Source organism: Cellvibrionales bacterium (genome assembly GCA_016713115.1).
Taxonomy (GTDB): domain Bacteria; phylum Pseudomonadota; class Gammaproteobacteria; order Pseudomonadales; family UBA7239; genus UBA7239.
Map to the genome: position 1 here is coordinate 1383379 of JADJPU010000001.1, position 13165 is coordinate 1396543.

The following is a 13165-nucleotide window of genomic DNA, read 5'->3' on the forward strand; positions in this document are numbered from 1 at the left end:
AGTAGACAACAATGGCACACGGTCCAGCGAAAGGTTTGAGCCGGTGGTTGTTTACCACCAACCACAAAGATATCGGTACCATGTACCTGTGGTTCAGCTTTGCAATGTTTTTATTGGGTGGCGCCTTTGCGTTGGTGATCCGCGCTGAGTTATTTAAGCCGGGCCTGCAGTTGGTGGAGCCTGAGTTTTTCAACCAGATGATCACCATGCACGGTTTGGTGATGGTGTTCGGTGCCATTATGCCTTCCTTCGTGGGCTTGGCGAACTGGATGATCCCAATGATGATCGGTGCGCCCGATATGGCGTTGCCTAGAATGAATAACTTTTCATTCTGGTTGTTGCCGTTCGCGTTTTTGACGCTGGCATCTACTTTGTTTATGCAGGGTGGTGCGCCCAACTTTGGTTGGACTTTCTATGCGCCGTTGTCGACCACCTATGCGCCGCCATCAGTCACTTTCTTTATCTTTGCTGTGCACATTATGGGTGCGTCTTCCATTATGGGTTCAGTCAATATCGTTGCCACAGTGCTTAACATGCGCGCACCAGGCATGACGCTGATGAAAATGCCGATGTTCTGTTGGACTTGGTTGATCACTGCATTTTTGTTGATCGCGGTAATGCCTGTATTGGCAGGCGCAGTCACCATGATGTTGATGGATATTCACTTTGGCACTTCGTTCTTTAGTGCTGCTGGTGGTGGTGATCCTGTGTTGTTCCAGCATGTGTTCTGGTTCTTCGGCCATCCTGAGGTTTACATCATCATCCTGCCGGCATTTGGCGTGGTATCGCAAATTATTCCTACTTTTGCGCGCAAACCTTTGTTCGGTTACAGCTCCATGGTGTATGCCACTGCCGCCATTGCTTTCTTGTCTTTCATCGTCTGGGCTCACCACATGTTCGTGGTTGGTATTCCATTGGCTGGTGAAATGTACTTCATGATCGCTACTATGCTGATTGCAGTGCCAACGGGCGTAAAAGTGTTCAACTGGGTAGCCACTATGTTCCGTGGTTCTATCAGTTTTGAAACGCCGATGCTGTTTTGTATTGCGTTTCTGATTCTGTTTACTGTGGGCGGCTTCTCAGGATTGATGTTGTCATTGGCGCCGGTTGATTTCCAATACCACGACAGTTATTTCGTTGTTGCTCACTTCCACTATGTCATGGTGGCGGGTGCGCTGTTTTCTATGTCCGCTGCGGTTTACTACTGGCTGCCTAAATGGTCGGGTCGTATGTATTCCGAAACGATGGGTAAAACGCATTTCTGGATTTCGTTTATCGGTTTCAACCTGACCTTCTTCCCGCAACATTTTGTTGGCTTGGCTGGTATGCCGCGCCGTATTCCTGACTACAACCTCATCTTTGCCGATTGGAACATGGTGTCGTCTATTGGTGCGATGATTTACGGCGCATCTCAAGTGCTGTTCTTGTTCAATGTTGTACGCACAATTGTTGCAGGCAAGCCAACAACAGAAGCAAAAACATGGGATGGTGCACAAGGTTTGGAGTGGACGGTTCCTTCGCCGGCGCCGTATCACACCTTTAGTGTGCCGCCTGAGTTTAAATAAACCGTAGAACGCGAACAGGATAAATGGGGCAAATTGACAAGAAAGGCGACAAATACATTGTCGCCAAGTTGTTCGTCGGCGCAGTAGGTATGTTTGCGTTCGCCCTGTTTGTCTTGCCGCCGTTTTATAACCTGCTGTGTAGTTGGTTGGATATTAATTCTCCACGCTTGAATGCAAAGCAGCCCTACATTGCAGAAGAAGTAAAAGTAGATAAGTCTCGTTTGGTGAAAGTGCAATTTGTCACGATCAACAACGCGGGCATGCCTTGGGAATTTCAGCCTAAGGTGGTATCGGTAGATGTGCATCCGGGGGAGGCGACGCGTGCGGTATTTTATGCGCGTAATACCACGGATCGTAAAATGACTGCGCAGGCAGTGCCCAGTATTGTGCCTGAGCGTGCGGTTGAGTTTTTTCATAAAACTGAGTGTTTTTGTTTTACGCAACAAGCGCTGGAAGCAGGTAAAGATATAGAAATGCCTGTCGTATTTATTGTTGATCAGGCACTGCCAGCGGCGATACACACGATAACATTGAGTTACACGCTATTTGATGTCACGGCGACAATGGCGCAGACAGCGGAAGCAGCAAAAGCAAATTAGTTTTGGAAGAAAAGTGGGTGATGAGCTTTTGGCAAAACCCGTGAAAATAATGAAGTCATAGCTGGAGAACATTATGGCAAGTGAACACGGTCAGCAGACCTACTATGTTCCAGAACAGAGCAAATACCCACTGTTTGCATCGGTGGGCATCGGCATGATGCTGGTGGGCGTCTCAACTTGGCTGAACGATATTCGCGCGGCCAAAGAAGGTAGCCCAACACTGTTGATATTGGGTGCATTGGTTCTCTGCGCAGTTCTGTTTCGTTGGTTTGGTGCAGCAATCAAAGAGAACATTCAAGGGTTGAACAGTCCCCAGTTGAAACGCTCTTACCGCATCGGCATGCAGTGGTTTATTTTTTCTGAGGTGATGTTCTTCGCTACATTTTTTGGTGGCTTGTTCTATGTGCGCGCGTTAGTTGGCCCGTGGTTGTCGGGTGAAGGTGTAGGCGCTTTTACCAACGAGTTGTTGTGGAAAGGGTTTACTTATAGTTGGCCTCTGTTGGAAACGCCGCAACAAGCAATTGGTGGTGTTGCTAACCAGGTTGTTGCAAATACGGGCACTTTCATTGGTGCACATAAAAGCATGTCATGGCCGGGCGTGGCCGAAGCGGCACATTGGTTGCCACTGTGGAACACGCTTTTTCTGGTGACTTCTTCGGTTACTTGTGAGTTGGCGCATCACGCATTAAAAGCGGAAAAACGCGGCGCGTTTAAATTATGGCTGTTTGTCACCTTGGTATTGGCCTTTGCTTTTGTGTATTTACAAGCGGTTGAATATCACGAAGCGTATACCGAATACGGTTTGACACTGAAGACTGGTATTTATGGCACTACCTTTTTCATGTTGACCGGCTTCCACGGCTTCCATGTGTGCTTGGGTGCTTTCATGTTGTTGGTCATGTTCTTGCGCGCGTTGAAAGGCCACTTTAATAAAGACGACCATTTTGGTTTTGAGGCGGCCAGTTGGTATTGGCACTTTGTGGATGTGGTTTGGTTGTTCTTAGTCGCTGTGGTTTATGTATTCTGAGGAATACGCCCGGTCAAGGAAAAGGCCCGCTTAGCGGGCCTTTTTTATGCGGGATGAGATATTGGATATTTATTTTTGCGTTGGTTGCTGAAGAATGGCGGGGTTGTTCCAAGGCGCATTTGAGCGCAGCTTGCCGCTGTAGAATCCGTAAATCATCGTCGAGAGCAGTGCGGTGGCCAGTGTGACGCGCACTATTAAGCTGTGAAATGTGCGTTTTGATTTTGGGCTGCCGTTATCTTTGAACAGTACATACAGGCTTTGTGAGAGGCTGAGCACCATGAGTAACAAAAGAACCAGTATGAGTATCTGTAGTTGTTGTGTGGACATATTTGCCTCGTGCAGGAATGACGCCTTTCGCGCCTATTATAGCGCTCGTAATGACAGTGTTTGTGGTGAGTATGGCTCGCAAGTTTATCTTTGATTGGCGCATAACTGCGCTGGTTTTGTTGTTGCTGCCGCTGATGGTTGGTTTGGGCTTTTGGCAGCTGTATCGCGCGGAGCACAATAAGTTTTTGTTGTCGCAAGCGGAGCAGAAAAGATTAGAACTGCCGATTCCTTTCGCAGAATTATTGCAAAAGATGGTTGGAGTTGCGGATCAAAAACAAATTGCCGTATGGCATTTGCAGCCAGTGATGTTACGAGGTCGTTGGTTGCAGAAAGTGTTTTTATTGGAAAATCAGATTTATCAAGAGCGCAATGGCTATTATGTATTTGGCGTGATGCAACTTGATGGCGATGCCGGTTCGGTGTTGGTAAATCGTGGTTGGATCCCAGCTCCTGCTTTACGCAGCGAGTTGCCTAGCGTGCCGGCAGTTGCTGGAGGTGAAGAAATGGGTGAAATCTATGTATCTCCATTGCTGACAGAAGATAAACCCTTGTTTGCTGAACAGGGCTGGCCGAAACGCATAGGCAGAATGAGTGTGCCTGGCGCGGAAAAAGAGTTGCAAGCGAAGCTGTTACCTATAGTGGTGCGATTGAGAGAAGGCTCTCCTTCGGCATTGGCGGCACAGTGGCCCATCGTGAATATCCAGCCTGAAAAAAATACTGCGTATGCAGTGCAGTGGTTTGCTATGGCGTTTGCATTGTTGGTTTGTTACGGTTTTTATTCTTACAGAACAGAATCTATTAAATAGTGAGTAATGTTTCATGACTGAGCATGCAAATATAAGTGCGAACCAAAAACCATACATGTTATTGGTGTTAGTGTTGATTCCAATTGTGGTTGTTTTAGCTGCTTCCTTTGTTTTTTATACAGGTATAGGAATGCCAAAAGATACACGCAACAAAGGCGTGTTGATTACTCCTCCTCAACAAATCAACGATATTCTTCCACTTGATATGGATGGTAAACCTTTTGTATTTGAGAGAAAGAAAGAAGAGTCTAGATGGACATTCTTAACGGCACACAGCGCGACATGCAATGATGAATGTAAACAGCTTTTTTGGATGAAGCGCCAAACGCGCATCGCTTTGGGGCAATATCAAGAAAAAGTGCGCCGTGTGTGGTTGGTGACAGAAGGAAAGCTGGATGGAGAAACCGAGCAGTGGCTGCAGAAGGAGCATGCTGATGTTGTTGTGCTTCAGGGTGATGACGCTAAATGGCAGCAATTGTTGAGTCAGTCCAATTATCGTGTGGCTGATGAAAGCCAAACCAACTTTTTCTTAGTGGATCCAGATGGATTTGTGATGATGTACTACAGCACGCAGAATACTTACAAAGACATCATGGCCGATATGAAATTTCTAATTAAGGATGTGGATTGAGTGATGCGTCGTTCTTTGGGGTTTTATCTAGCGAGTTTTGCATTTTGTGTGGCTGTGGTTGTGATTGTACTTGGTGCGTACACTCGCTTGGTGCACGCCGGTTTAGGATGCCCCGACTGGCCGACATGCTACGGTCATTATTGGGTGCCCAATACGCCGGAAGAAATTCATACAGCGAACCAAAACTTTTCAAATACGCCTGTGGAAGCAGATAAAACTTGGCCGGAGCAAATCCACCGCATTTTTGCTTCCAGTTTGGGTTTGTTGATTATCAGTTTGCTGGTAGTGGTGTTTAAGAATCGCAAAGCGGGCAATCAACCACTCAAACTGACGGCATTTACTTTGGGCTTTATTATTCTGCAGGGGCTGTTCGGTATGTGGACGGTCACGCTGCTGCTGTGGCCGCAAGTGGTGACCGCGCATTTGTTGGGCGGTTTCACCACACTATCGCTATTGTGGTTGTTGGTGCAGCGCTTAGGCGGCTTTGTGTGGAAATTACCAAAGGCGGCGCGGCAAAAAGTGGCGCGTTTGCGCGGCTTGGCGGCAGTGAGTTTATTGGTTGTGATTCTGCAAATTGCACTGGGCGGATGGACAACATCTAATTACGCCGCTTTGGCATGCCCTGATCTGCCAACTTGTCATGGTGAGTGGTTGCCAGAAATGGATTTTTCTGCGGGATTTAATGTATTGCAGCATATTGGTCCTAATTATTTGGGCGGCCAGTTGGATAACACTGCGCGTACTGCAATTCATTTTGCGCATCGTGTGGGTGCAATGTTGGTTACTGTATTGCTGTTGTCGGTGGTTGCGTTGTTGTGGCGAACGGGGGTTGCAGAAAGTCGCAGAATGGCTGCTGTTGTTTTGTCGGTTTTGTTGATGCAGTTGGCGCTGGGGATTGGCAATGTGTGGTTTGGTTTGCCTTTGATGGTGGCTGTTTCACATAATGCGGTAGGCGCATTGTTGTTATTGGTGATGGTGACCTTGAATCATCGTTTGTTGACTGTGCAATGCCGTACATCGGCTGAAGAAAAATAACATGAGCAAATCTGTAGTGCGAGAACGCGCGTTGTGGCGTGATTATTTGGAGTTGTGTAAGCCCAATGTTGTGGCTTTGATGATTCTAACTTCCGTGATTGGCATGTTGTTGTCAGTGCCAGGTGCTGTGCCGTGGCAGGTGCTTATTTTTGGCAATCTCGGTATTGCGCTGTGTGCGGCCGCGGCCGCGGCGGTGAATCATATTGTCGATCAGCATATTGATTTGAAAATGGCGCGCACGCTTAATCGTCCCGTGGCACAGGGGCGCATCAATAGCCGTCAGGCGATGATGTTCGCTGCGGTATTGGGTGTTGTCGGTATGTTGGTGCTGAAATTTTTTACTAACAACCTCACCATGTGGCTGACTTTCGCAGCTTTGATTGGTTATGCCTTTGTTTACACACGATTTCTGAAGCGCGCAACGCCACAAAATATTGTTATCGGTGGTTTGGCGGGTGCTGTGCCGCCATTGTTGGGTTGGACAGCTGTCACGAACCATATTCATCACGATGCCTTGTTATTGGTGCTGGTGATTTTTGCGTGGACACCGCCGCATTTTTGGGCTCTGGCTATTCATCGCCGCGATGAATACGCGAAAGCCGGTATTCCAATGATGCCCGTGACACACGGCATCAAGCTCACGGCTTTGCATGTGATTTTGTATACCGTGATGTTGATCATCATTACGCTGTTGCCGTTTGCAACGGGTATGTTTGGTTGGCTGTATTTGGTGAGTGCCGTAGTGTTAGGTGCGGGATTTTTATATTGGTCTATTCAGCTGTACTGTGAAAAACCTAAGGCAGGCATGGAGACATTCAAATATTCCATTATTTATTTGATGGCGTTGTTTGTGGTCATGCTGTTGGATCATTATTTGTAATTAAGGTGTTGCATGAGTGAGAAATTAAAAATACGCCTGACGGTTTTAGCCCTGGTGCTTTTTATGGCCAGCTTGGTGGCAGGGTTTGTGCATCGCATGATGCAACCCAATATTTTCAGTAAAGAAAAAATGGAAACTTACGGCGGCTATTTTTTTGATAAGCCGCGTATCTTTCGTGATCCTGTTTTAGTGGATCAAGAGGGAAAGGCGTTTGATCCTAAATTTTTCCAAGGCCGGTGGACACTCGTTTTTTTTGGTTTTACCTCGTGCCCAGATATTTGTCCGACCACGCTGGCTGTGCTGGATAAGTTTTATCGCGCATTACAAGAAAAACATGAGGCAGATGGGGTGCAAGTGGTGTTGCTCTCTGTTGATCCTGCCAGAGATACGCCACAAAAATTAAAGGCATACGCGGCTTATTTTAATCCCGCATTTTACGGGGTGACAGGTGAGCACTTGAGTTTGGTGCGTTTCGCGACGGATTTGAATGCAGGCTTTACCAAAGCACCGATAGATGGTGGCGGTTATTTAATGGAGCACAGCGGTAATATTGCTGTGATCAATCCGCGCGGGCACTACCATGGCTTTTTCAAGCCGCCCTTTGATGCACAGAATTTGCACATGGCTTTTAACTCGGTGCGAGCGCAGTATGAAAGAGACTTTGGCGAATAAAGTGTGTTACATGAAGCCCAATTTTTTGAGTTGGACTTCCATTTCTGCCCAACTCCAAAATGCGCTCATGCGTGTGATTTTTCCTTCGTCGTTTACTTCGTAGACGGCAACCATCTCAACTTCTGTTTTTCCCTTTCCTAGATCGTTTACTGCTGTTTGCAAAACAGCGCAGGTGCGATCACCGCTGGGAATGCGTTTGTGAACATGAATCGTTAATTTTGACGGGCCAATGACCATGTCCCAAAACTTGGCAATCGCCGCTTTGCCGCGATGCCCTTCTCCCGTTGTATCGAACGGTGAAATGCCAACAGGATCTTGTACTACCGCATCATCGGCATAAAGTGCCAGCCAGCCTTCACGGTCGCCCTGTGCGGCGAGTGCAACGGATTGCATATTGGCTTTGATTGCAAGGTGTTCGGTGTTTGTGTTCATGCGCAATGCTCTAAAAATTAAATGAGAGAAATTGAAAAAACTAATCCAGTTTTAGTGATGACCACAGTGCGTCGACGCGTCGTTTTACCTGATCATCCATCGCGATCGGTTTGCCCCATTCGCGCTGCGTTTCGCCTGGCCACTTGTGTGTGGCATCTAGTCCCATTTTGGAGCCGAGGCCAGAAACAGGAGATGCAAAATCTAAATAATCGATGGGCGTGTTATCGATTAGTACGGTGTCGCGTATGGGATCCATGCGCGTGGTGATCGCCCACACCACATCTTTCCAATCGCGCGCATTCACATCATTATCGGTAACAATGACAAACTTTGTGTACATGAATTGACGCAAGAAAGACCACACGCCCATCATCACGCGCTTGGCGTGACCCGGGTATTGTTTTTTTATTGTCACTACAGCGAGGCGATACGAGCAGCCTTCTGGCGGCAAATAAAAATCGGCAATTTCTGGGAATTGTTTTTGCAGCAGCGGCACAAAAACTTCGTTTAAGGCAACACCCAAAATAGCGGGCTCATCCGGCGGTCTGCCGGTGTAAGTGCTGTGATAAATCGGTTTGTTGCGGTGCGTGATGCGCTCCACTGTAAATACGGGAAAGCGATCCACTTCGTTGTAGTAGCCGGTGTGATCACCAAACGGCCCTTCATCGGCCATGTCGTCGGGGTGAATTACACCTTCCAAAATAATTTCAGCAGAGGCCGGTACTTGCAAATCATTGCCGATGCTTTTGACTACTTCTGTTTTTTCACCGCGCAATAAGCCGGCAAAAGCGTATTCGGATAGTGTGTCTGGCACAGGTGTCACTGCGCCTAAAATGGTCGCCGGATCAGCACCTAAGGCCACGGAAACAGGATAGGGTTTTCCTGGGTTTTCTTGTTGCCACTCGCGAAAATCGAGTGCGCCACCGCGGTGCGACAGCCAGCGCATAATCAAACGATATTTTCCGATCAATTGCATGCGATAGATGCCGAGATCTTGACGCTCTTTATTGGGTCCGCGTGTAATCACCAGCGGCCAAGTAACTAAGGGCGCAGCATCTTCTGGCCAGCAAGTTTGTATGGGCAATTGATACAGGTTGACAGCATCGCCTTCTAAAATGTTTTCTTGGCAAGGTGCGCTGCGCAACACTTTGGGTGCCATGTTCAGCACTTGTTTGAGTGTGGGCAATTGGCCGATTAAGTCACGAAAACCTTTAGGTGGCTCGGGTTCTTTTAAGTAGGCGAGCAATTTGCCGACATCGCGCAAGTCGTCTACCGATTCGCGCCCCATGCCGAGTGCGACGCGTTTTTCAGTGCCGAATAAATTGGCGAGTACGGGGATGGTGTGGCCTTTGACTTTTTCGAACAGCAGCGCAGGGCCGCCAGCGCGCAACACGCGGTCGCAGATTTCTGTCATTTCCAGATTAGGGTCGACTTCGACAGAAATCCGCTTCAGCTCGCCGTGTTTTTCCAGGAAGGCAATGAATTCGCGCAAATCTTTGTATTTCATCGCGTACGGTTTCCTTCCTAAAAAACATTATTTCCGTTTCATTGAAGCAAAGAATTCTTCGTTGGTTTTGCAATCTTTCAATCGGTCGACCAAGAACTCTGTCGCTGGCGTGTCTTCCATGTCGTGCAGCAGTTTGCGCAGAATCCATGCTTTCTGCATTTCATCTTCCGCCATCAGCAATTCTTCGCGACGGGTGCCGGAGCGGCGGATATTGATCGCAGGGTAGACGCGTTTTTCCGCGATCTTGCGATCCAAATGCAATTCCATGTTGCCGGTGCCTTTGAATTCTTCGTAGATCACCTCGTCCATTTTTGAGCCGGTGTCGATCAAAGAGGTGGCGATGATGGTAAGGCTGCCGCCGTGCTCGATATTACGCGCTGCACCAAAGAAACGCTTAGGGCGCTCCAAGGCATTGGCATCGACACCGCCGGTCAACAATTTGCCCGATGAGGGCACCACGGTGTTGTAAGCGCGAGCGAGACGGGTAATGGAGTCCAGCAGGATGATGACATCTTGTTTGTGCTCCACCAGGCGCTTGGCGCGTTCGATCACCATCTCGGCCACTTGCACATGGCGCGTGGGCGGCTCGTCAAAGGTGGAGGCAATTACTTCACCGCGCACCGAGCGTTGCATTTCGGTTACTTCCTCGGGGCGCTCGTCGATTAGCAGCACGATCAGGTGGCATTCAGGGTTATTGCGCGAGATGGCCTGTGCAATGTTCTGCATCATGATGGTTTTGCCCGCCTTGGGCGGCGCGACGATCAAGCCGCGTTGGCCTTTGCCGATGGGGGAGATCAAGTCGATGATGCGGCCAGTCAAATCTTCCCGTGAGCCGTTGCCGGACTCCAGCTTCAAGCGTTGGTTGGGGAACAGTGGCGTCAGGTTTTCAAACAGTGCTTTATTCTTGGTGCCTTCAGGTCGATCGCCGTTGATGGTGTCGACTTTCAGCAAGGCGAAATAGCGCTCGCCTTCTTTGGGTGGGCGAATTTTGCCGATAACTTCATCGCCAGTGCGCAGGTTAAATCGACGAATTTGGCTAGGAGACACATAGATGTCATCGGGGCCTGCCAAATAAGAGGAGCTGGCGGAGCGCAGAAAACCGAAGCCGTCTTGCAGAATTTCCAACACACCTTCGCCGCTAATTTCTTCACCGCTTTTAGCGTGGCGCTTGAGGATGGTGAAAATCACATCTTGTTTGCGATTGCGCGCCATGTTTTCCAAGCCGATGCTTTCGGCAATTTGCAGTAATTCTTCAATGGGTTTGGCTTTCAGATCCGTCAGGTTCATAGGTTTTGTGCGAGCTTCACGATGGATGGAGGAGAGGGGTAGGATTTACAGGCGGCAGACAGAGGTGCTACCGAGAGTATTTGAAGGATTAGGTAAGATTTTTGTGCAGCGCTGTCGGTTTGTTAGGGGCGACTTATAGGGGCTGCTATGGATGGGCTAACTATATGACTCTTGGCTTGACCTTGTCCAGAGGGCAAAGAGAGGAAACTTCACTGTCTCCTCTCTTGTGTCCGTCTTTATAGATTGCTGTTGATGAACTCAATCAGCTGTACTTTGGACAGTGCGCCAACTTTGGTGCCTTCTAAGTTGCCGTTCTTAAAAATCATCAGCGTGGGGATGCCGCGAATGCTGAATTTGGCTGGTGTTTCTTTATTGGCATCGACATCCATCTTGCAAATCTTTACTTTGCCGGCGAATTCTTTCGCCAGTTCGTCCAGGATGGGGGCAATCATTTTGCAGGGGCCGCACCACGCTGCCCAGAAATCTACCAATACGGGCGTACCAGATTTCAAAACATCAGCATCAAAGCTGGCATCGGTAACATGGATAATGGCATCGCTCATGGTGTTCTCCAGTGCGGTTAGTAGGGCCGGCAATCATAGCGCAAGCCCAACAGTGCTCCAAGACTAGCGGCGTTCTGCATGAGCTATTGTGCGTGCAGGCGTTGACGCGTGGCACTGATGGCCTCGCTCTCTGGCGCAAGTTTTAATCCCTGCTCCCAGATTTTTTTGGCTTCGGCTTGTTGTCCGGTGAGCCATAGCACTTCACCGAGGTGGGCGGCAACTTCATCGTCGGGTTGTAGGGTGTAGGATCTTTTCAGCCGCAGCACGGCTTCTTCATTATTTCCGCTACGGAATAACAGCCAGCCGATGCTGTCGAGAATGGCGGGATCGTCAGGGCGCAAGGCCAGCGCGTGTTCCAGTAATTTTTTGGCTTCGTCCAATTGGCGATTGTCGTCTGCGAGTAGATATCCCAGCGCGTTGAGTGCGTCGACATTGTCCGGCTCACGGGCGAGCACCACGCGCAAATCGGCTTCTGCTGTTTTGATGTCGCCGGATTTTTGATACACCAGCGAACGCGCCATGTTTAGACTGGTCTGTTGGGGGTATTTGCTGATAGCTTCATTGAGCGCAGCAAGGCTGCGTGGCAAATCAGCGTTTCTAAATAAAGTGTCTGCTTCGATTAAGTACAAAGCATACGCTTGCTCCGGATGCGCTTGGCGTTGTTCAGCCAGCCATTGCTGTCCTTCTAGTCGGTGGTTTTGTTGGATCATCATGCTAAAAGCTTTAGTGACGGCAGGCAGATACTCGCTGCCACTTTCTACGCGCCGATAGTGTTCTAGCGCTTTGTTGGGCTTCTGGTCAATTTGAGCGATTTCACCGAGATAGAAATGCGCGGTGTCGGTATTTTTTTTCAGGAATAACAGTTGTTCAAAAAACTCCCGTGCTAGTGCGTAATCTTTTAACTGGAAATTGACCATGGCACGCGACAATAGCAAGCTGGATTCCAACGAGTTGCGTTGTGCTAGGTAATCAAATTGTTCGCGCGCTTTTTTGAGGTCTTTTCGCTCAGCATGCGCGCGTATTCCATGCGTAACTTGTCGTTATCTGGTTGATCGTTGACGACATCGCTCATGCGTTTGATGGCTGTGTCCGGCCGCCCGTTTTTGTAAAGTACATCGACCTCCAATAAGCGTGCGGCCAGATTGTTTTTGTCAGCAGCCAACACTTTTTCAATCAGTGACAAACTTTCTTCGTAGTGTGTGCCGGCAGATAACAATGCGGCGTTGCCGAGCAAAAGATCCGTGTTTTCAGGGTGATCTTCTAACAGCTCGCCATATTCATGCGTGAGTTGCGACAGGTGTTTGTCGTCGGTTGCCAGAGGGTTGGTTGCAATGGCGAGGAACAGCGAACTGGCGCGCAGCGATAGAAGGCGCTTGGATTGTTGCAACGCAGATTGCAGGCTGCTGCTATCAAGAAAATATTGTCCTGCAATATAAATAGGCTCTGGATTTTCTGGCTCAATGCTTGACCATAGCTGCGCAAGATCCAAAGCTGCTTGATCGGCCTGCAAATAGCCGGCGAGCATGGTGGCGCGTCGAGCAACACCCGCATCGCGTGTTTTGTAGGCTTGTTGATAGTAATTGGCGAGTGCGACATCCAATTGCCCACGATTAATCGCCACTTCAGCCACCAGCAGTGAATAGAGAGAACCGTCAGGAAAGGGGCGGGTGTCGTCGGTAGTTGCTGATGGTGTTTTGCTGCTGTCTGGTGCGCTAGGTGATTGGTAGCCACAGCTGCCGAGCGTCAAAATGAGGCTGACTGCTAGCCCGCGCACAAAAGCCTGTTGTGTGACCATGTATGAGACACCTTGTTCGAAATTGCGGCGGTCATGATA

15 protein-coding genes are annotated in these 13165 nt (G+C 48.9%); 8 read left to right on the plus strand and 7 right to left on the minus strand.

What is annotated here, in order from left to right:
* The first annotated feature begins 11 nt into the window (after positions 1 to 11).
* The 3 genes from ctaD (at position 12) to IPK30_06770 (ending at position 3191) form a co-directional block, all read left to right on the plus strand.
* Positions 12 to 1565, plus strand: coding sequence for a cytochrome c oxidase subunit I (ctaD, locus tag IPK30_06760; GenBank protein ID MBK8102985.1), 1554 nt, complete (start codon positions 12 to 14; stop codon positions 1563 to 1565).
* Between the two features lie 23 nt (positions 1566 to 1588).
* Positions 1589 to 2164 (plus strand): cytochrome c oxidase assembly protein, encoded by a 576-nt coding sequence (locus IPK30_06765; GenBank protein ID MBK8102986.1) that lies wholly within the window; start codon positions 1589 to 1591, stop codon positions 2162 to 2164.
* Positions 2165 to 2237: 73 nt separating this feature from the next.
* Positions 2238 to 3191 (plus strand): cytochrome c oxidase subunit 3, encoded by a 954-nt coding sequence (locus tag IPK30_06770; GenBank protein ID MBK8102987.1) that lies wholly within the window; start codon positions 2238 to 2240, stop codon positions 3189 to 3191.
* A 69-nt stretch (positions 3192 to 3260) separates the two neighbouring features.
* Here the strand turns inward: IPK30_06770 and IPK30_06775 are convergent, their stop codons facing one another.
* Positions 3261 to 3518 (minus strand): DUF2909 domain-containing protein, encoded by a 258-nt coding sequence (locus IPK30_06775; protein MBK8102988.1) that lies wholly within the window; start codon positions 3516 to 3518, stop codon positions 3261 to 3263.
* A 71-nt stretch (positions 3519 to 3589) separates the two neighbouring features.
* Here IPK30_06775 and IPK30_06780 point away from each other — a divergent pair, with 71 nt between their 5' ends.
* Genes IPK30_06780 through IPK30_06800 form a run of 5 tightly spaced genes read left to right on the plus strand, consistent with a single transcriptional unit; the run spans position 3590 to position 7542 of the window.
* A complete protein-coding gene (locus IPK30_06780; protein MBK8102989.1) occupies positions 3590 to 4324 on the plus strand; it encodes an SURF1 family protein in 735 nt (244 codons plus the stop codon).
* A 13-nt stretch (positions 4325 to 4337) separates the two neighbouring features.
* Positions 4338 to 4955 carry a hypothetical protein gene (locus tag IPK30_06785; GenBank protein ID MBK8102990.1) on the plus strand — a complete coding sequence of 206 codons (618 nt, stop codon included), beginning with the start codon at positions 4338 to 4340 and terminating at the stop codon, positions 4953 to 4955.
* Between the two features lie 3 nt (positions 4956 to 4958).
* A complete protein-coding gene (locus tag IPK30_06790; GenBank protein ID MBK8102991.1) occupies positions 4959 to 5990 on the plus strand; it encodes a COX15/CtaA family protein in 1032 nt (343 codons plus the stop codon).
* A gap of 1 nt (position 5991) precedes the next feature.
* Entirely contained in the window at positions 5992 to 6870 is an 879-nt protein-coding gene (locus IPK30_06795; protein MBK8102992.1) for a protoheme IX farnesyltransferase, read from the plus strand.
* A gap of 12 nt (positions 6871 to 6882) precedes the next feature.
* Positions 6883 to 7542: an SCO family protein gene (locus IPK30_06800; GenBank protein MBK8102993.1), complete on the plus strand. Its 660-nt coding sequence runs from the start codon at positions 6883 to 6885 to the stop codon at positions 7540 to 7542.
* A gap of 6 nt (positions 7543 to 7548) precedes the next feature.
* Here IPK30_06800 and IPK30_06805 read toward each other — a convergent pair whose 3' ends face one another.
* The 6 genes from IPK30_06805 to IPK30_06830 all read right to left on the minus strand — a co-directional run bounded on the left by IPK30_06805 (position 7549) and on the right by IPK30_06830 (position 13126).
* Positions 7549 to 7974 carry a nuclear transport factor 2 family protein gene (locus IPK30_06805; GenBank protein MBK8102994.1) on the minus strand — a complete coding sequence of 142 codons (426 nt, stop codon included), beginning with the start codon at positions 7972 to 7974 and terminating at the stop codon, positions 7549 to 7551.
* A 40-nt stretch (positions 7975 to 8014) separates the two neighbouring features.
* Positions 8015 to 9481 carry a 4-hydroxy-3-polyprenylbenzoate decarboxylase gene (gene ubiD / locus IPK30_06810; protein ID MBK8102995.1) on the minus strand — a complete coding sequence of 489 codons (1467 nt, stop codon included), beginning with the start codon at positions 9479 to 9481 and terminating at the stop codon, positions 8015 to 8017.
* Positions 9482 to 9508: 27 nt separating this feature from the next.
* The gene (gene rho, locus IPK30_06815; protein MBK8102996.1) at positions 9509 to 10768 is read right to left on the minus strand and encodes a transcription termination factor Rho; all 1260 of its coding nucleotides are present in this window, start codon (positions 10766 to 10768) and stop codon (positions 9509 to 9511) included.
* Positions 10769 to 11004: 236 nt separating this feature from the next.
* Positions 11005 to 11331 (minus strand): thioredoxin TrxA, encoded by a 327-nt coding sequence (trxA, locus tag IPK30_06820; GenBank protein ID MBK8102997.1) that lies wholly within the window; start codon positions 11329 to 11331, stop codon positions 11005 to 11007.
* Positions 11332 to 11414: 83 nt separating this feature from the next.
* On the minus strand, positions 11415 to 12266 hold the full coding sequence (locus IPK30_06825; protein MBK8102998.1) for a tetratricopeptide repeat protein: 852 nt from the start codon (positions 12264 to 12266) through the stop codon (positions 11415 to 11417).
* 26 nt (positions 12267 to 12292) lie between these two features.
* Positions 12293 to 13126 (minus strand): tetratricopeptide repeat protein, encoded by an 834-nt coding sequence (locus IPK30_06830; protein ID MBK8102999.1) that lies wholly within the window; start codon positions 13124 to 13126, stop codon positions 12293 to 12295.
* Positions 13127 to 13165: the final 39 nt, after the last annotated feature.